The organism is Arthrobacter pullicola (assembly GCF_014836875.1).
Classification (GTDB): domain Bacteria; phylum Actinomycetota; class Actinomycetes; order Actinomycetales; family Micrococcaceae; genus Arthrobacter_B; species Arthrobacter_B pullicola.
Genome location: NZ_JACSQC010000004.1, coordinates 171,104 through 188,610, shown reverse-complemented (window position 1 = coordinate 188,610; position 17,507 = coordinate 171,104). Strand labels below are relative to the sequence as shown.

Sequence of the window (17,507 nt, the reverse complement as noted above, 5' to 3'; positions counted from 1 at the left end):
GCACCCCGGGCCTTCCTCAAGCGATCAGCTGAAACCTAGACGTTAAACCTAAACTCCACCACGTCGCCGTCGGCCATCACGTAGTCCTTGCCTTCAATCCGGACCTTGCCGCGGGACTTGGCCTCAGCCATGGAGCCGGCTTCGGCGAGGTCGTCGAAGGAGACAACCTCGGCCTTGATGAAGCCGCGCTGGAAGTCGGTGTGGATGACGCCGGCAGCCTGCGGGGCGGTGTCGCCCTTACGGATGGTCCAGGCGCGGGTTTCCTTGGGGCCGGCGGTCAGGTAGGTCTGCAGGCCCAGCGTGTGGAAGCCAACACGGGCGAGCTTGTCCAGGCCGGATTCCTCCTGGCCGCTCATCTCCAGCATTTCGCGGGCTTCCTCTTCGTCCAGCTCCACCAGATCGGCTTCGAGCTTGGCGTCGAGGAAGATGGCGTCTGCAGGGGCCACGAGGGCGCGCAGCTCCTCCTGGCGTGCGGGGTTGCCCAGGACGGCGTCGTCGACGTTGAAGACGTAGATGAAGGGCTTGGCGGTGAGCAGGCTCAACTCGCGCAGGTGCTCCATGTCCAGCTTGTCGCTCTCCACGGAGGCGAAGATCGTGTCGCCGCGCTCCAGCACAGCCTGCGCGGCCTGCATGGCAGCCAGCTGCGCGGCGTCGCGCTTCTTGATCTTCACTTCCTTTTCCACGCGGGGGATGGCCTTCTCCAGGGTCTGGAGGTCCGCGAGGATCAGTTCGGTGTTGATGGTCTCCATGTCGGAGCTCGGATCGACCTTGCCGTCCACATGCACGACGTCGGGATCGTCAAAGACGCGGATGACCTGGGCGATTGCCTCGGCTTCGCGGATGTTGGCGAGGAACTGGTTGCCCAGGCCTTCGCCCTCCGAAGCGCCCTTCACAATGCCGGCGATGTCCACGAAGGACACGGTGGCCGGCAGGATGCGGGCCGAGCCGAAGATCTCGGCAAGCTTGGCCAGCCGCGGATCGGGCAGGGAGACGACGCCGACATTCGGTTCGATCGTCGCGAACGGATAGTTCGCTGCCAGCACGTTGTTCCGGGTCAGTGCGTTGAAAAGGGTCGATTTGCCGACGTTGGGCAGGCCGACGATGCCAATAGTAAGAGCCACGTTAGCCAATGTTACCGGGGCGGCCCGCCAGAGCCGAACCGGCGCTCCTCCTTAGGAGCCGGTGCGGCGTCCGCCCAGACCGCGCGAGGTGTCCCCCATGGCCTTGAGGGTGGCGCGGATTTCCTTGGGCAGGGAGAAGATGATGTCCTCCTGCGCGGTGACCACCTCTTCGACGTCACCGTAGCCGTAGTCCGCCAGCAGGTTCAGGACGTCCTGGACCAGGTTTTCCGGAACGGAGGCACCGGAAGTCACGCCCACGGTGGCAACGCCCTCAAACCAGCTCTCGTCAATCTCGTTGGCGAAGTCCACGCGGTAGGACGCCTTGGCGCCGTACTCCAGCGCAACTTCCACCAGCCGCACGGAGTTGGAGGAGTTCGCAGACCCGACCACGATCACCAGGTCCGCATCCGGGGCGATCTTCTTGATCGCTGCCTGCCGGTTGGAGGTGGCATAGCAGATGTCGTCGCTGGGCGGATCCTGCAGCGTGGGGAACCGCTTGCGCAGCAGATTCACCGTGTGCATGGCTTCATCCACGCTCAGCGTGGTCTGGGACAGCCAGATGACCTTCTCCGGATCACGGACCACCACCTTGTCCACGTCTTCGGGACCGTTCACAATCTGCGTGTGTTCGGGGGCCTCGCCGTAAGTTCCTTCAACTTCCTCGTGGCCCTCGTGGCCGATCAGCAGGATGTCAAAGTCGTCCCGGGCAAAACGCACCGCTTCCTTGTGCACCTTGGTCACCAGCGGGCAGGTGGCATCGATGGTCTGCAGGTTCCGGTCCTTCGCGGACTGCACGACGGCGGGAGAGACGCCGTGTGCGGAAAAGATCAGCCGGGCACCTTCCGGGACCTCGTCGGTTTCGTCGACGAAGATGGCACCCTTTTCCTCCAGCGTGTGGACCACGTGAAGGTTGTGAACAATCTGTTTGCGGACGTAGATGGGCGGCCCGTAGGCTTCCAGTGCCTTCTCGACGGCGATGACCGCGCGGTCGACGCCGGCGCAGTAGCCGCGCGGGGCGGCGAGGAGGACCCGGCGCTGGCCCTCAACGGGGGCAGCGGCGGCAACCTCTTCGGGGCTGCGGCGGCGGCGTGGCACGGTGGGCATCGGCACGGAAACGGCTGTGCTGGTCATACCACCATGCTAGCCGGTGCCGCCGCCGGCCCTGGCCCGGAGGGTGTCCGTCCGCTGTCAGCGCACCCTCCGCCGGGCCACGGCTGCCAGGCGGAAGACCAGGCCCAGGACGAAGATGAAAGCCGCACCGAGCAGGAGCGGGATGAGCCAGGCCTGGAACGCAGAGCTTGCTTCGGGTCCCAGGGCGCTGATGAAGGTGGAAGCAACAGGGTTCGACGGCGAGAACCGGTCCATCACTGCGGGTACGGCCCCGGCGAGCAGCCACAGGACCACTCCGGCCCCCAGGGCACCGGCACCGGCGAGCGCCAGCGTGGTCGAGCGGCGGCGGGCGAGCAGCAGCCCAAGCAGCGCGGCCAGCACTGCTGCGGCGGCAAACATGGGCCACGCGTCCGCAAAACCGGTCAGGCGCTCCAGCTGCCCACTGACATCTGCACCGGATAGGGCGATCGGGCGGGATTCACCATCCGGCACACTGGTTCCGATCTCTCCGGCCACGGCTGCGAGGACGAGGTTCAGCAGTGGACCGATGTCCAGGGTCGGGATGCCGGATTCGAACGTGGCCGCGTGTGACTGCTCCAGGGTTGCTGTCCAGGCCTCCGGGTACCCGGGATCCTGCTGGACGCCTGCAACGATTTCCTGCACGACCGGTTCGATCAACTGACTGATTCCCTCGGGCAGGCCGTCCGCTGCAGAGGCTGCCGCCTGCTGCGCGATGGCCCCGGAGAGCTCCGCCTGGAATTCCTGGTTCTCCCCCAGCGGCTGGGCGAGGTTGGCGAACCCTGCCGGGGACACCACATTCTGCGCCAGCCAGGCGCCGCAGGCGGCCGTTGCCGCCAGCAGCACGGCGGCCAGTACCAGGATCGCTGAACCAAAGCTTCGCATCTGTCTCCACTCGTACGCGTGCCGCGTGTTCGCGGCCCTGCTGGAATTCTGCCAAACACCGGCGCCGCATCCACCATCCAGGCACCGCTGCCCGCTGTGTCCTAAGTACCTGATAGACATTAACCGTGGACCAGTACCTCCCCGGGCACCGGCCAGCCGTCAAACCCCAGGAGCTCGAATGCACGATGAAACAGGACCCCAGGGCCCTGGTGAGGCAGACGCCGGGACCGCGCTGGCCCCGACAGCGGCCCTTACTTCGCCGGACAACCCCTGGCCGCTGGCACTGCTTTCAAAGAACCTGAAGGCCTACATCGACCGGGCTCCCGCCGCATGGGTGGAGGGCCAGATCATCGAGCTGAACCGCCGGGCCAACGCATCGTACATTACGCTCCGCGACGTCGACGCCGAGATCTCACTGTCCCTGACGGTCTGGGGAACGGTGATGAACCGGCTGGAACTGCCGCTCGAGCGCGGTGCCCGCGTGGTGGCCCACATCAAACCTGATTTCTGGGTCAAGACCGGCCGCCTGTCCATGCAGACCCGGGATATCCGGCCCGTCGGCCTCGGCGACCTGCTGGCCCGGATCGAACGGCTCCGCCAGGCGCTGACCGCCGAGGGCCTGTTCAGTGCAGCCCGCAAGCGCCGCCTGCCCCTGCTGCCGGGCCGGATTGGGCTGATTACCGGACGCAACTCCGATGCCATGAAGGACGTGATGCGCAACGCCGCCCTGCGCTGGCCCGCGGTGGAGTTCGAGGTGCGGGAAGTCGCGGTGCAGGGCGTGAATGCCGTGGCCGAGGTGACCCGCGCCCTGGCTGCCCTTGATGCCATGCCGGAAGTCGAAGTCATTGTCATCGCCCGCGGCGGTGGTTCCCTCGAGGACCTGCTGCCCTTCAGCAACGAGGATCTGGTCCGGGCCGTGGCGGCAGCACAGACCCCCGTGGTCAGTGCCATCGGCCACGAGGCTGACCGGCCCCTGCTCGACGAGGTGGCCGACCTGCGGGCTTCAACCCCCACCGATGCGGCCAAGCGGATTGTGCCCGACGTCGGCGAGGAACTGGCGCGCATCGGCGCCGCACGCTCGCAGCTGCGCCGCATCATGGAGCTGACCCTGGGACGCGAATCCGAACGGATGCGGCACATCCGCAGCCGCCCGGTGCTCTCCGCACCCGAAACCATGCTCGCCACGCGCGGCGATGACATCAGTCGGCTCCGGGACCGGGCCTTCTCCGCGATGCGCGCCGAGGTCCGGCGCGACGCCGACCGGATCGCCTATCTGCGGGCGCAGGTTCGTTCCCTCTCACCGCAGAAAACACTGGACCGCGGCTACGCCGTCGTGCAGCTTGCGGACGGTTCCGTGGTCCGCGACGCCGCAGGGGTTGAAACCGGGACTCCGCTGCGCGTCCGTGTCGCGGCCGGGGAACTCGGCGCCACCGCAACGGGCCCCTGGCAGCAGGCCTGAATGTTCCAGACTTTCCCACCCAGCATCGAAGCAACCAGGAGAACAGCATGAACGAAGCAGCAGCGCTGCCGGCAGACGTCGAAGCCATGACCTACGAGCAGGCCCGGGACGAACTGGTATCCGTGGTGACCCGGCTCGAGGCCGGCGGTGCCAGCCTCGAGGAATCCCTGGCCCTGTGGGAGCGCGGCGAAGCGCTGGCTACCCGGTGTGAATCGTGGCTCGAAGGCGCCCGTGCGCGCCTGGAAGCGGCACGGGCAGCCCGCGGGGACGCGCCGGAATAAGCGCGGATGGGTAAAGCTACGGCTTGTAGGTGCTGAGGAACTCAGCCAGCCTCGACACGGCGTCCTCGATGTCCTCCAGAGCGGGCAGCGTCACCATCCGGAAGTGGTCCGGCCGGATCCAGTTGAATGCTGTTCCGTGCGAGACCAGGATCTTCTGCTGCTTGAGCAGGTCCAGGGCGAACATTTCATCAGATTCGATCGGGTAGGCCTCGGGGTCCAGCTTGGGGAAGAGGTACAGCGCCCCTTCGGCGTTTTCGCAGCTCACCCCGGGGATGTCGTTGAGCATTTTGTGCGCCAGGTCCCGCTGGGCCTTGAGCCGGCCGCCGGGCAGGATCAGGTCGTTGATGCTCTGGTAGCCGCCCAGCGCCGTCTGGATGGCGTGCTGCGCCGGAACGTTGGCGCACAGGCGCATATTGGCCAGCAGGTTGATGCCCTCGATGTAGTCCGCGGCATCCCGTTTGGGACCGGAGATGGTCATCCAGCCGCTGCGGAACCCGGCGATGCGGTATGCCTTGGACAGCCCGCTGAACGTCAGGCAGAGTACGTCCTCGCCGGTGATCGCCGCAGCGTTGATGTGCACCGCGCCGTCGTACAGGATCTTCTCGTAGATCTCGTCGGCAAAGATGATGAGTCCGTGCTTCCGCGCGAGGTCCACGATCTGGCGCAGGATGTACTCCGGGTAGACGGCGCCGGTGGGGTTGTTCGGGTTAATCAGCACAATGCCCTTGGTCCGGTTGGTAATCCGGGCTGCCATGTCCTCCACATCGGGCCACCAGTGGTTTTCCTCGTCGCAGAGGTAATGGACAGCGGTGCCGCCCGCCAGTGACACGGATGCGGTCCACAGCGGGTAGTCCGGGGTGGGAACCAGGATTTCGTCCCCGTTGTTCAGCAGGGCCTGGAGGGACAGGGTGATCAGTTCGCTGACCCCGTTGCCCAGGTACACGTCGTCGACGTCGATGTTCTGGATTCCGCGGCCCTGGTAGTACTGCACGACGGCGGTGCGGGCTGAGAAGATGCCGCGCGAATCGCTGTACCCCTGGGCGGTAGGCAGATGGCGGATCATGTCCACCAGGATCGCCTCCGGCGCCTCGAAGCCGAACGGCGCGGGGTTGCCGATGTTCAGCTTCAGGATCCGCTGGCCGGCGGCTTCCATCCGCTGCGCATGTTCGAGCAGCGGCCCACGGATGTCGTAAAGGACGTTGTGGAGCTTATGCGACTGGGTGAATTCTGCCATTCACTCAGAATGCCATACCGGGGCTTCCACGCATGAACCTGGCCTGCTGCTCAGTAGGTGATGCTCCGTGAGAGCAGTCCGGCCACGATGACGGCGTAGCCAAGGCCGCAGAAAGCTAGGGTGATCAGCGCGCTCACCGACACCCTAAGGATCAGACGCACACCCTGCTCCCGGCCGGTGCCTGGCTGTGGCCTCAAGTGCGTGACGGTGAGAAGGAGAGCAGGCACTGCCCCCAGCACGGCGGCGGCGCTTAGTGCCTGTGCTGTCCGGAACACGGCGTCCGGCGGAGGCTCGGCATTGGAAAGCAGCGCCGAGGCTGCGACACCCCAGAGTGCACCCGCAGCGAGCAGTGCCACGAGGCTGGACGCGATGAGGATGCGAAGCCGGGCTTGGTAGCGCGTGCGCGGCACGGAGGTGCCATGCCAGCGGCGCACAAGTGCCGCAACCGGCGTCAGGACGGCTGTCGCCAGCAGGATCAGGAGCGTGGCGCCGAAGACGAGAGGCAGTATTGCCCGGGTCGCCGGCATCGGTTGCAGGGTGAAGGCAGGGCCCAGACCGATAGCTGTCACGACGCCATCGCGCTGGTCGACTGCCACGCGGGTCTGTCCGCCGGCTTCCTGCCACACCCATGGCTCCACTTCGACGAGGGGAACGGGTGAGCCTGACGCGTCGGTGATGGCCGAAATGGTGATGCTGTCGCCTGGTCCCTGCGCCACGGTGATGCTTGACAGGGTGAAGTACAGCCGGATGAAAGTCGACTCGCCGCGGCGGGAGAGCTGGTACGTGCCGATCAGGGCGCCGGAGTGGTCACCGGCAGTGACAGAGGTGGCAGCTGCAGCCTGCTTACCGGGGAAATAGCGGTCGGCAAAACCTTCGGATAGGGCGTTGCGGATTGCCGTTGTTGAATCGCTGGTCAGGCCGGAACTGTTCAGCGACACAAAGATGCCGGCCGCATCTTCGGGGTACAGGTCGAGCTGGGAGTGGAAGGCGGTGAGGTCACCACCGTGTCCGATGATCCGGTGCCCGTTACGGTCCTGTTCGAAGAAACCCAGCGTCATCTGTGGACCGGCAGCGAGTCCTCCGATATCTGCTGAGTCCAAACCTGGAGCCTGCATCTGTTCGCGCGTTGCCGCGTCGAGCAGAGATCCATCGAGCTGAGCGATCATAAAGGCACTCATATCGGCCGCCGTCGCCGAGATGGCGCCGGCAGGGGCCGGCGAAACGACTTCGAATGGAACTTCCGGGGAGCGCGCAGAGTCGTAACCCTTCGACATGTTGGAGAGCGCTGGTTCCAGGAGCGGCTGCTGAAGCGTGGCGTTCACCATCCCGGCCGGTGCGAAGACCTCCCGCTCAACAACGTCCTCGTATGGCTCGCCCGTGATGTGCTGAACGAGATACGCCGCCAGCCCATTGGCGTAGTTCGAATATGCCGGCATCGTGCCCGGCGCGAAAATCTGCTCGGGTGGGTCAACAGTGACTGCGTCGTACAGCGTGGGGAGCTCTGTGTCCGGTCCCCGGAAAAGACCGGCGATCTTGTCCTCGAAACCTGCCGTGTGCGTGAGCAGATGACGCACGGTGACTGGCTGCTCGAAGGCTACCGGCAGTGTGAAGTCGAGATACTGCTGCACCGGAGCGTCGAGGTCGAGCCTGCCGTCTTCCACCAGCTGCATAACCGCCGTCGCTGTCACGAGCTTCGAGATCGAGCCGATGCGGAAGAGCGTTCGCTGCGCGTCGACCGGTATTGGATCATTCCCGCTGACGCCGGTGTCGGCCCATCCGAATCCCCGCTCGGTGACCGCTGAACCTCCGCCGACCACTGAGACAACTGCTCCGGCGATCCCTTCCCGTTTGAGCGCCGCGGGGAGAAAGCCGTCCAGCCACGCGTCGACGTCGGCCGTCGTCAGCTCGTGCGGCGCGGCATCCATGCTCGGCAACGCAGGGGGACGGTAGTCAACCGGGCGGGAGACCGCTGAGCACGAGGTCAGAAAGAGAACAGCCAGCAGGGCGCCCGCAACACAGCGAACAATGCGGGACGGAAAAGGGAGGGTCACGCACTGTCCTTCGAAGCCGGGGCGGGGTATTTGCTGATTCTAGCCGGGGTGATTCCGACGTGTGGCCAGCCAGCCCGGGGACGGCCGACACGCTGCGGCCCGGCGTCAGTGCTTCACAGAGCACTGGCGCCGGGCCGGCAGTCGAACGTATGGGTCTGCTGTCCGGCTAGGCCAGGCCCTTCTCCTTCAGCCAGGCTTCCGCCGCAGCCTTCGGGTCCTGCTTCTGGTCTCCGGAGACGGCCTGGTTCAGGGCAATCAGGTCATCCGTGGTCAGGACCGCTGACACGCTGTTCAGGACGTCCTGCGCTTCCTGGTTCACGGCGTCGAGGTTCACCAGCGGCAGCACCTGCTGGGCAATGAAGTTGTTCTTCGGGTCTTCCAGGACCACCAAGCTGTTTTCCTCGATGGACGGTGTGGTGGTGTAGATATCCGCGGCCTGCACCTTGTCCGTCAGCAGCGCCTGCAGCGTGGCTTCCCCGCCGCCGTCGTTGATCGCTTCAAAACCGCCCGGCTCACAGCCGTACTTCTCCGCCAGGCCCGGCAGGCCGTAGGCGCGCTCCTGGAACGTGGTGGGCGCGGCGATGGTAATTTCACCGCAGACCTTGGCCAGGTCCTCCAGCGAGGTCAGGTCGTACTTCTCCGCGGTCGCCTGCGTCACCACCAGGGCGTCCTTGCTTTCGGCCGAGGCCGGTTCCAGGACGGCAATGTTGGCATCCGGGGACTCCTCCTCCAGCGCCGCCGGCAGGGCGTCCATGATCTCCTCCGCCGACTGGGCGGTGGCTTCGGTGTCAGCGAAGAGCAGAAGGTTGCCGCTGTAGTCCGGGATGATCTGGACCGAGCCGTCTTCCAGGGCCTGGTAGTAGATCTCGCGGGAACCGATGCCCGGCTTGGTGCTGGCTTCGATGCCCTTGGCGTTCAGGGCACCGGCATAGATTTCCGCGATGATCTGGGATTCGGGGAAGTCAGCGGAACCGACCACCAGAGTGGAGGTTTCCCCCGACGCCGCTGGTGAGGTGCTGGTTTCCTCACCCTGCGGGTCCGAGTTTGCTCCGCAGGAGGCCAGCACCAGCGCGGCAGCCAGGCCCGCAGCCCCCGTCAGGACGGCCTTGGTGCGCGGTCGGGTACGTATGCTCATGATGTTGCTCCTTCTTGGCGGACGGCGGGCTGGGCCCGCCGGTGGCTTGGTGCGGCCGGTTTCCGGGCACTGCTGGTCCGCAGCCCCGGCGATAGTACAAGGCGCTGGACGGCCGCCAGCACCAAATCCACAGCGAGCGCCAGCAGTGCAATCAGCAGGGCTCCGCCGAAAAGACGCCCGTTGTCGCGCAGCTGGGTTCCTTCGATCAGGTACACGCCGAGCCCCCCGAGGGAAATAAACGCGACGACGGAGACGGTCGCCAGGACCTGCAGCACAGCTGCCCGGAAACCGCCGAAGGCCACTTTCAGGCCATTGGGCAGCTCGACGCGGAAAAGGATCTGGAACTCGTTCATTCCCATGGCCCGTGCCGCGTCCACGATGGTGCGGTCCACGGAGGAGATTCCGGCGTACACGCCGGCGAGCAGCGGCGGCATGGCGAGCAGCACCAGGGCCCAGATGGGCGGCATCAGCCCGATTCCGGCCAGCAGGACAAAGAGGAACACCAGGCCCAGGGTGGGCAGCGCCCGCAGGATGCCGGTGCCGGAGACCACGACGACGCGTCCCCGGCCGGTGTGCCCGATGTACAGGCCCAGCGGAACGGCGATCAGGGCCGCGATTCCCACGGCGAGCGCCGTGTAGCCCAGGTGCTCCACGATGCGCACGGGGATCCCCCGCGGCCCTTCCCAATTGGCGGGATAGGTGAGCCATTCGAACATTTGGACCAGGACGTTATCGCTCGTGTAGTCCATTACGCACCAGCCGTCCTGGCTTCCAGGGTGGACAGCGGCAGCGGCGGGCCCGTCCGCCGGGCGGCGCGGGTCCACGGGGTGAGCAGCCGCTGGCACAGGACCAGCACCAGGTCCAGCACCAGGGCAAGCAGCAGGATAAGCACGATTCCGACGACGATCTCGGTCGGGAAGTTCCGGTACAGCCCGTCCATAAACAGCCGGCCCAGGCTGTCGATGCCCAGCAGGGCACCCACGCTCACCAGCGACATGTTGGACACGGAGATTACCCGCAGTCCGGCGAACAGCACCGGCAGGGACAGCGGAAGGTCCACGGCAAGGAAGCGCCGCAGCGGCCGGTAGCCCATCGCGGCTGCTGCCTGGCGGACGTCATCATCCACCGAGTTCAGCGCATCCACGGTGGACCTCACCAGCAGGGCCACGGCATATATGGTCAGGGCCACGATCACGTTGGTGATATCCAGGACCTTGGTGCCCAGGATCACCGGCAGCAGAACGAAGAGGGCCAGGGACGGAATGGTGTAGAGGATCGCGGAAGTGCCGAGGATGAACCCGCCGAGCCCTCGGTGCAGCCGCGCGGCCTGGGCCAGCGGGATGGCGATGAGCACGCCGAGGACAAGGGGAATCACGGCCTGGAACAGGTGCAGCGCAGTCAGGCGTCCGATCATCTCAGTGTTCTGCAGGAACCAGTCCATGCTCAGACCGCCGAGCCGTGCAGCGCCATGCCGCGGCGCAGCCGGGCCTTTTCGATGAGTTCGAGAATCTCTCCGGCCTGGACAATCCCCTCCACCCGGCCTTCGGGATCCACAACCACACCCATCCCCGAGGGCGAGGACAGCGCTGCATCCAGCGCACTGCGCAGGCTCTCGCCGTGCCGGTGCAGGGATCCACCTGGAACCACGTCCTGCGCGGACGTCACCGAGGCACGCCCGGAGGCGGGCACCCAGCCCAGGGGCCGCCCGCCGTCGTCGACCGCCAGCGCCCATCCCCCGCGGACCGGAACGGCGGGGTCCGCGAGCTGGGCCGGGTCCAGCGTCTGCACCGGATGCACGGCAACGGTGTCCCCGGATTGGAAGCCCAGGTGGCGGAAGCCGCGGTCCTTGCCGACGAAGCCGGCAACGAAGTCGTCGACGGGTGCCCGGAGGATCCCTTCCGGCGAGTCGTACTGCGCCAGCCGCCCGCCGACGGCGAAGACGGCGACCTTGTCGCCCAGGATGGTGGCTTCATCGATGTCATGGGTGACGAACACGATGGTTTTGGCCAGGTCACGCTGCAGGCGCAGCAGTTCCTGCTGCAGCTCCGCCCGGACCACCGGGTCCACGGCGCTGAACGGTTCGTCCATCAGCAGCACCGGCGGATCGGCCGCCAGCGCCCGGGCCACACCGACGCGCTGCTGCTGGCCGCCGGAGAGCTGCGCGGGATACCGGTTTCCCAGCTCCGGGGCCAGGCCAACGACGTCGAGCAGTTCCGCTGCGCGTACCCGGGCCTTGCGTTTGGGGACCCCGTTCAGCCGGGGAACGGTCCCGATGTTATCCAGGACAGTCCGGTGTGGGAGCAGTCCGGAGGACTGCATCACGTACCCCATGGACCGGCGCAGATCCGAGGAGGGGATCGTGGCCGCGTCGCGGCCGTCCACCTCGATGGTTCCCGACGTCGGTTCCACCATGCGGTTGATCATGCGAAGCGAGGTGGTTTTCCCGCAGCCGGAGGGGCCGACGAAGACGGTGATGGCGCCCTTGGCGATGTCGAGGGAGAGGTTATCCACGGCGGGCGAGTCCGAGCCCGGATAGGACTTGGTGACGCCGCGGAACCTGATCATGGGTTCCACGGCACCCGGCTGGGGCGTAGGGGCATCCGGAAGGGACATAACAGCCTCCGTGGTTGGTTTCGACTGGTGCACATACGGCGGGGAATCGGCAGTATGCTGACAAGCCGTGAAATTACGCTATGTGTTCCCGCGCCTCTGAGTCCAGCGTTAGCGGGGGTTACGCCACGGGCGAAGCGGCGCCGTGGCGTCCCCGGGAGCGCTGCGCAGCAGTTCAAGGGCAGCATCCACCAGCCCCACCCGCTCCAGCCCGGCCACTTCGTCCAGCGGGAACCAGGCGGCCTCGTCCGTGCTGCCGGCCGCCTCGCTCGCCAGCTCGCCGCCCGTGATGCTGGCCCGGTAGATCACGCGGAGGGCATGAAGCATCCGGCCCTCGCCGTGCATCCTTTTCTCCGGCGGGATGAAGTGGCTGTCCACCCCCAGCAAGCCGTCCAGTTCCACGGTGTAGCCGGTTTCCTCCAGGACCTCGCGCACAGCGGCGGTGGGTGCGTCTTCCCCGAATTCGAGTCCCCCGCCCGGCAGGGTCCACGCGGAGTTGCCGTGCTGGTGCCAGTGCGCCAGCAGGATGGCTCCATCCTGGACGACGACGGCGTACGCGCCGACGCGGACATCAAACGGCTGCTTCGTCCCGCTCATGCTGCACCACCGGCGAGCAGGTAGCGGACACCGAACACCGGATCCTGGGAAAGGAAGCGGATATCCGCGAGCCCCCGGGCGGACAGGCCGGCTTCCAGCAGGTCCTGCAGCAGTGGCTGGTGGACGCCGATTCCGCCGCCGATCACCACCGGGCCCCGGATATCCAGCTGGGCGGCAACGTCTGCCACCAGGCCGGCGAGATCCCGCGCGGCCGTGGCAACGATGCTTCTGCTGGGTCCGTGGCCTTCCTCCGCTGCTTCGAAGACAACGCGGGCCATCGACGCCCAGTAGCGGCGCCCGGCCTCAGCGTGGAACCGGGCAATGAGCAGCTCCGGGGACGGCACACCGACGGCCAGCAGCAGCTCCGCGGCCAGCCGGTCGGGTTCCTGCCCCAGATCGTGCAGGCGCAGGGCATGCCGGACCGCTTCGCGGCCAATCCAGTAGGCGCTGCCTTCGTCCCCGAGCAGGTAGCCCCAGCCTCCGGACCGCACCTGGGCACCGGAGCCGTCCATCCCCCAGGCCACGGACCCGGTGCCCGCGATCAGACCGATCCCGGCCGGCGCCTCGCCCGCGGCCAGGATCAGCCGCGTGTCATGTACTACGCTCACCTCGGCGTCCGGAACATGTTCGTGGATCAGGACCCGCAGCGCGGCGGCGTCCTCTTCCGTGTCCACTCCCCCGGAACCCGCGACCACCCGGGACACGTCCCCGGTCCCCAGCGCGGCGAAAATCTCCGCCAGGTTCTGCCGGGCCTGCTCGCGGGAAACGTTCTGCACGTTGGCGCTGCCGCTCACGGCTTCGGCCACGACGTCATTGCCGTGCAGCCGGATGCCGTGTGTTTTAGTGCCACCGATATCCAGGCCGACGGCGGTGTGGTCTGCCCCGGATCCGGGGTTGGAGCTCAGTTGCATTCCTTCAGCCTACGCAGCCAGCGGGCGGACCCGGCTAACGGAGCGCGTTTTCCACCCGGTATCCGCCGATCGGCGTCCGTTTGGCGTCCGTTGGGCGTCCGTTGGGCGTCCGCTGGGCGTCCGTTGGGCGTCCGTTGGGCGTCCGTTGGAACAGATGCGGGGATGCCCCGCCTGGCTCAGGGCCGCATTTTGCGGGAGCCGGCCGAAGCACGTGCCAGCAGGGTTTCCACGGCACGCAGACGGGCAAGGGCATTCTCGGAGCGGCTGCGGCTTCCGGCCCTTGCCCCCGGTACCAGGCTCAGGGCAACTCCGGCTGCCCGCGCATGCAGCGCCGCCGATGAGCTGCCGGCCGCCTCAGCGAAATCCTGGAACGCTGTATGGAACACCTGCAGTTCGCCGGGCAGCGCGGACTCGGGTGAGAGCTCCGCCAGGACAGCGAGGTGGCCGAGGAAACAGGCCAGGTCATCTACCCGGTGGCCCGGTCCGAGGCCGTCAACGTCGAGCAGCCCGGTGATGTGTCCGTCACCGGACAGGAGGTTTCCCTCGTAAAAGTCGCCGTGAACCGGGACCACGGGCCCGGGGTCCAGACTGCGGACGTACTTCTCGATCGTCCGTGCCAGGGCCCTGATCCGGTTTGCTTCCCCGGGCAGGATGGCAGCCGCAGCTGTGCCGTAGGCCCGGGCCCGCTCTGCCCAGGCAGGGCGGCTTTCCAGGTGCAGCGCGTCCGCCGGGAGCAGGTCCAGCAGCCGGCTCAGGTCCTCGGGAACCAGCCCATGTGTGCCGTCCCGCAGCCCGTGCAGCAGCGGCGCCCCAGCCAGGGCGGAGAGGGCAACGGCGCTGTGTGCCCGGGGATCGGCCGGTTGATTGGGTCCGGTCACCGTGGCCGCAGGCACTGCCGTTCCGGCCAGCAGCTGGTGCCGGTGGCGCAGTTCTTCCGCTTGTCCCGGAAGCAGGATTTTCAGGTAGGCGGTGCTGTCGCCGCAGACTGCCCGCACCACGGCCCTCCGCAGCGGACGGTAGGCGGAGAGGCTAAGGACAGTCGGGGCATCGGCGTCTGACTGCCCAAAAACATCCCGGGCAACGTCCTGGGGTGAGAGCGCCCAGGACAGCCCCGAAAGCAGCGGATCATGGGGATGCAGCCACAGGCTCAGGCGGATCCCGGCCAAGGTGGCCTGAACGGTGCCCGGGTCTGCAGTGTCCAGGACAGCACTCGTGGCGCCGGCGTAGAGCGTCAGGACGCGTCCCGCCCGGTCCAGTGCCTGCACCCGGTACAGGCAGCTGACTCCGGCTCCGGGGCGGTGAAAGGTCCTTTCATGGGTCCAGGAGTCCAGGATGAGGTGCCGCGGCGTCAGGAGCTGCGCCAGCGGAACTGCCATCCGTGTTCCCTCCAGCAGTGCACGCTGCACGGTCCCGGCAGGGAGAGCCGGACCGGAGTGCGTATCACCGCCGCGTCCGCGCCGCGGATCCGGCGCCATCTCGGGCTGTTACGCCCGGCGCCGCTGCAGGACGTCGTCCAGGTTCAAAATACCGGTGGCCGGGCGGGGATCGATGGGGGTGCTCCCGGCAGCGGGCGCTGCAACGGGGCGGATGGGCGTTTTCAGCACGGGCTTGGGGGAAGCGGGGACCGCCAGCGGCTTCGGCGCCGGACGAGGGGCCATCGGAGCATCCACGTACGTCGGCTTTGGAACGGCCACGGGTTCCCAGGACGATGCTTCGGCGCTCTTGGCGGCCTCAGCCAGGGCCGCTGCGCGAAGCTCTCCGGCTGTCAGGCGCGGCAGCGGTTTCGGGACCGGCATGGACGGCTGGACCGGCTGCGAGGGGGCGGCAGCGGCTGCGTTTTCCGGAGCTGCGGAGCTGGAAGCATCGAAGACGATGTCGGCCTTCGGGTTGGGCCGGACGGGGGCAGCAGCAGCCGGCTCGGCAGCCCGGCGGGCTGCCGCTGCAGCGTGCCGGGCGCGGCGTGCCCGGCGGTCGCGGACGGCAAGATTGCGGAGCGCAGCGAAAACAGCGAGTGTGCCGAGGGCGGCTGCCCCCGGCAGCCAGCCGGACACCACGCCCAGGAGTGCGGCTGTTCCTCCCGCCAGAATGCCGGCGAGGAAAACGAGCCCGAGGCCGGCCAGTACCAGGCGGTCGTAGCGGATACGCAGCGGCGCGGCGGGTGCAGCGGCAGGCGTCTCACCAGAACCGCGGTCTGCCCCCGGCTGGGGGCGCCCCGGCCCATGCGGAGGCTGGACGCCGGTGCTGGTGTTGTACATGATGTTCCCCTGAGAACTTGGGTCCGGTTCGTTGGCGGCGCTGCTGGCTGCGCTGGAGGCAGTTCCTGCTCGTCCGGGCACGGACGCTGCAGGGGCCTGCCTTCGCTGCAGGTACTGCGGGGCAACCCACAGCAGCCAGAGCCCGACGGCTGCCGCCAGGACCAGGGAGCTGTTAAGAGGGATGTCCACAACTACGACCGTATGAGATAAAAAACTCACCACTCCGCATTGCCGGCGGTGTGTCGGCGGACTTCCACCGAATTCTCAGCATCAACGGCAAAAGGCGAGGTCAGCGCGTGGAAAGCCAGCGGGACAGCAACCCGCCGGGGACTTCCTCCGCTGTGAGCGCGAAGCTGAGGTGATCGGCCCAGTCACCGGCGATATGCAGGTAACGGCGGCGCAGGCCCTCTTCACGGAAACCCAGTTTTTGCACCACGCGCAGGCTGGGCCGGTTCTCCGGCCGGATGTTGATTTCCATCCGGTGAAGACCCAGCACCCTGAAACAGTGGTCTGTTGCCATGGCCACGGCCGTCGGAGCAATTCCACGGCCGGCACGGGATTCATCCACCCAGTAACCCAAGGTTGCCATCCGCGCCGACCCCCACACGATCGTGGACACGGTCAGCTGGCCAACGATGGCAGGGGGCTGGCCAGCTCCGCCCAGCCGCTCCGTGATGACGAAAGGGAGGGCTGTATCCTGCCGGGCCTGCTGGTTCAGGCTGCGAACCATCCCGGCATAACTGGGAAGTTCCGTTCCGGGCAGCGGATTAGTAGCCTCCCACGGACCGATCCACTGCGTGTTCCGGGACCGCACCGCACTCCATTCGCTGCGGTCCCGGTAGCGGATCGGCCGGAGAATGAGGTCGCCGCATTCAAGCGTCACCGGCCAGATTGCCGACCCCAGCACGAAGCTAGCCCTCGATGGAGCCGTTGAATTCCTTCAGCCAGGCGCGCAGGTCCGGGCCAAGGTCTTCCCGTTCGGAAGCCAGGGTGACTACGGCCTTCAGGTAGCTGAGCTTATCCCCGGTATCGTAGCGGCGGCCACGGAAGACGACGCCGTAAACCCCGGAGCCCTCACCCTCGGCGGAGGCGAGGGTCTGCAGCGCATCAGTCAGCTGGATTTCGCCGCCGCGGCCCGGGCCGGTTTCCTCCAGGACATCAAAGACCGCCGGGTGCAGCACGTAGCGGCCGATGACGGCAAGGTTGGACGGGGCCTCATCGGCGTCCGGCTTCTCGACGAGTTTGTTGACACGGACAAAGTCCTCGCCTTCGATCACCGAGATGTCAGCGCAGCCGTAGGAGCTGATCTGGTCCGGCTCGACCTCGATCAGGGCGATGACCGAACCGCCGGTCTTGGCCTGCACCTCCACCATGGTTTCCAGCAGCGGATCCCGGGCATCAATGAGGTCGTCACCGAGGAGCACGGCAAAGGGATCATTGCCGATGTGCAGCTTGGCACGCAGGACCGCATGCCCCAGACCCTTGGGGTCGCCCTGGCGCAGGTAGTGGATTTCGCCCAGCTCGGACGATTCCCGCACGAGTGCCAGCTTCTTATCGTCGCCCTTGTCCTTCAGCGTCTGTTCGATGAAGGGCACCCGGTCAAAGTGGTCTTCAAGGGAGCGCTTGTTGCGCCCCGTGACCATCAGGATGTCTGACATCCCAGCGTTCACAGCCTCTTCCACGACATACTGAATGGCCGGTTTGTCGACGACGGGGAGCATTTCCTTCGGCATGGCCTTGGTGGCAGGAAGGAAGCGTGTGCCCAAACCGGCGGCAGGAATAACGGCTTTGGTGATCTTCGGTCGTGAGGTCATGACCGTAAGACTACCTATGGGAGTAT

General features: G+C 66.9%; 17 protein-coding genes. 2 read left to right on the top strand and 15 right to left on the bottom strand.

From position 1 onward, the window contains the following. Nucleotides 1-35: 35 nt before the first annotated feature. Genes ychF through H9638_RS09730 form a run of 3 tightly spaced genes read right to left on the bottom strand, consistent with a single transcriptional unit; the run spans nucleotide 36 to nucleotide 3,134 of the window. The gene (ychF, locus tag H9638_RS09740; protein WP_191746992.1) at nucleotides 36-1,121 is read right to left on the bottom strand and encodes a redox-regulated ATPase YchF; all 1,086 of its coding nucleotides are present in this window, start codon (nucleotides 1,119-1,121) and stop codon (nucleotides 36-38) included. A 51-nt stretch (nucleotides 1,122-1,172) separates the two neighbouring features. Further along, nucleotides 1,173-2,252 (bottom strand): 4-hydroxy-3-methylbut-2-enyl diphosphate reductase, encoded by a 1,080-nt coding sequence (locus tag H9638_RS09735; protein WP_191746991.1) that lies wholly within the window; start codon nucleotides 2,250-2,252, stop codon nucleotides 1,173-1,175. Between the two features lie 57 nt (nucleotides 2,253-2,309). Beyond that, nucleotides 2,310-3,134: a hypothetical protein gene (locus tag H9638_RS09730; RefSeq protein ID WP_191746990.1), complete on the bottom strand. Its 825-nt coding sequence runs from the start codon at nucleotides 3,132-3,134 to the stop codon at nucleotides 2,310-2,312. A gap of 178 nt (nucleotides 3,135-3,312) precedes the next feature. Here H9638_RS09730 and xseA point away from each other — a divergent pair, with 178 nt between their 5' ends. Both xseA and H9638_RS09720 read left to right on the top strand, forming a co-directional pair. Continuing rightward, nucleotides 3,313-4,593: an exodeoxyribonuclease VII large subunit gene (gene xseA, locus H9638_RS09725; RefSeq protein ID WP_191746989.1), complete on the top strand. Its 1,281-nt coding sequence runs from the start codon at nucleotides 3,313-3,315 to the stop codon at nucleotides 4,591-4,593. Nucleotides 4,594-4,640: 47 nt separating this feature from the next. Next, entirely contained in the window at nucleotides 4,641-4,874 is a 234-nt protein-coding gene (locus H9638_RS09720) for an exodeoxyribonuclease VII small subunit (RefSeq protein WP_191746988.1), read from the top strand. Between the two features lie 16 nt (nucleotides 4,875-4,890). On the opposite strand, the gene H9638_RS09715 is transcribed toward H9638_RS09720, so the two are convergent. From H9638_RS09715 to galU, 12 genes are all read right to left on the bottom strand, one after another. Continuing rightward, a complete protein-coding gene (locus H9638_RS09715; protein WP_191746987.1) occupies nucleotides 4,891-6,108 on the bottom strand; it encodes a pyridoxal phosphate-dependent aminotransferase in 1,218 nt (405 codons plus the stop codon). A gap of 50 nt (nucleotides 6,109-6,158) precedes the next feature. After that, nucleotides 6,159-8,159 (bottom strand): serine hydrolase domain-containing protein, encoded by a 2,001-nt coding sequence (locus tag H9638_RS09710; protein ID WP_318241840.1) that lies wholly within the window; start codon nucleotides 8,157-8,159, stop codon nucleotides 6,159-6,161. Between the two features lie 166 nt (nucleotides 8,160-8,325). Further along, nucleotides 8,326-9,294, bottom strand: a complete 969-nt coding sequence (locus H9638_RS09705; protein ID WP_191746985.1) for an ABC transporter substrate-binding protein — start codon at nucleotides 9,292-9,294, stop codon at nucleotides 8,326-8,328. Beyond that, a complete protein-coding gene (locus tag H9638_RS09700) occupies nucleotides 9,291-10,043 on the bottom strand; it encodes an ABC transporter permease (protein ID WP_191746984.1) in 753 nt (250 codons plus the stop codon). The genes H9638_RS09705 and H9638_RS09700 overlap by 4 nt, the downstream gene beginning before the upstream one ends. Then, nucleotides 10,043-10,735, bottom strand: a complete 693-nt coding sequence (locus H9638_RS09695) for an ABC transporter permease (protein ID WP_191746983.1) — start codon at nucleotides 10,733-10,735, stop codon at nucleotides 10,043-10,045. Before H9638_RS09695 ends, H9638_RS09700 begins: the two co-directional genes overlap by 1 nt. A 2-nt stretch (nucleotides 10,736-10,737) precedes the next feature. Continuing rightward, complete coding sequence (locus H9638_RS09690) at nucleotides 10,738-11,859, bottom strand: ABC transporter ATP-binding protein (RefSeq protein ID WP_191747274.1); 1,122 nt, start codon at nucleotides 11,857-11,859, stop codon at nucleotides 10,738-10,740. Between the two features lie 156 nt (nucleotides 11,860-12,015). Beyond that, on the bottom strand, nucleotides 12,016-12,501 hold the full coding sequence (locus tag H9638_RS09685; protein ID WP_191746982.1) for an NUDIX domain-containing protein: 486 nt from the start codon (nucleotides 12,499-12,501) through the stop codon (nucleotides 12,016-12,018). Continuing rightward, nucleotides 12,498-13,412, bottom strand: a complete 915-nt coding sequence (locus tag H9638_RS09680; protein ID WP_191746981.1) for an N-acetylglucosamine kinase — start codon at nucleotides 13,410-13,412, stop codon at nucleotides 12,498-12,500. Before H9638_RS09680 ends, H9638_RS09685 begins: the two co-directional genes overlap by 4 nt. A gap of 176 nt (nucleotides 13,413-13,588) precedes the next feature. Beyond that, nucleotides 13,589-14,788, bottom strand: a complete 1,200-nt coding sequence (locus H9638_RS09675; protein WP_191746980.1) for a phosphotransferase — start codon at nucleotides 14,786-14,788, stop codon at nucleotides 13,589-13,591. Nucleotides 14,789-14,896: 108 nt separating this feature from the next. Next, nucleotides 14,897-15,856: a hypothetical protein gene (locus tag H9638_RS09670; protein WP_191746979.1), complete on the bottom strand. Its 960-nt coding sequence runs from the start codon at nucleotides 15,854-15,856 to the stop codon at nucleotides 14,897-14,899. A 100-nt stretch (nucleotides 15,857-15,956) separates the two neighbouring features. Further along, a complete protein-coding gene (locus tag H9638_RS09665; protein ID WP_191746978.1) occupies nucleotides 15,957-16,574 on the bottom strand; it encodes a GNAT family N-acetyltransferase in 618 nt (205 codons plus the stop codon). Nucleotides 16,575-16,578: 4 nt separating this feature from the next. Continuing rightward, nucleotides 16,579-17,481 (bottom strand): UTP--glucose-1-phosphate uridylyltransferase GalU, encoded by a 903-nt coding sequence (gene galU / locus H9638_RS09660; RefSeq protein WP_191746977.1) that lies wholly within the window; start codon nucleotides 17,479-17,481, stop codon nucleotides 16,579-16,581. Nucleotides 17,482-17,507: the final 26 nt, after the last annotated feature.

Excerpts from the sequence above, each read along its gene's own strand:
- H9638_RS09680 (WP_191746981.1), bottom strand. The coding sequence starts at position 13,412 with ATGCAACTGAGCTCCAACCCCGGATCCGGGGCAGACCACACCGCCGTC.
- H9638_RS09720 (WP_191746988.1), top strand. The coding sequence starts at position 4,641 with ATGAACGAAGCAGCAGCGCTGCCGGCAGACGTCGAAGCCATGACCTAC.
- H9638_RS09685 (WP_191746982.1), bottom strand. The coding sequence starts at position 12,501 with ATGAGCGGGACGAAGCAGCCGTTTGATGTCCGCGTCGGCGCGTACGCC.
- H9638_RS09690 (WP_191747274.1), bottom strand. The coding sequence starts at position 11,859 with ATGATCAGGTTCCGCGGCGTCACCAAGTCCTATCCGGGCTCGGACTCG.
- H9638_RS09700 (WP_191746984.1), bottom strand. The coding sequence starts at position 10,043 with ATGGACTACACGAGCGATAACGTCCTGGTCCAAATGTTCGAATGGCTC.
- H9638_RS09695 (WP_191746983.1), bottom strand. The coding sequence starts at position 10,735 with ATGGACTGGTTCCTGCAGAACACTGAGATGATCGGACGCCTGACTGCG.
- H9638_RS09705 (WP_191746985.1), bottom strand. The coding sequence starts at position 9,294 with ATGAGCATACGTACCCGACCGCGCACCAAGGCCGTCCTGACGGGGGCT.
- xseA (WP_191746989.1), top strand. The coding sequence starts at position 3,313 with ATGCACGATGAAACAGGACCCCAGGGCCCTGGTGAGGCAGACGCCGGG.
- H9638_RS09735 (WP_191746991.1), bottom strand. The coding sequence starts at position 2,252 with ATGACCAGCACAGCCGTTTCCGTGCCGATGCCCACCGTGCCACGCCGC.
- H9638_RS09675 (WP_191746980.1), bottom strand. The coding sequence starts at position 14,788 with ATGGCAGTTCCGCTGGCGCAGCTCCTGACGCCGCGGCACCTCATCCTG.
- H9638_RS09730 (WP_191746990.1), bottom strand. The coding sequence starts at position 3,134 with ATGCGAAGCTTTGGTTCAGCGATCCTGGTACTGGCCGCCGTGCTGCTG.
- galU (WP_191746977.1), bottom strand. The coding sequence starts at position 17,481 with ATGACCTCACGACCGAAGATCACCAAAGCCGTTATTCCTGCCGCCGGT.
- H9638_RS09715 (WP_191746987.1), bottom strand. The coding sequence starts at position 6,108 with ATGGCAGAATTCACCCAGTCGCATAAGCTCCACAACGTCCTTTACGAC.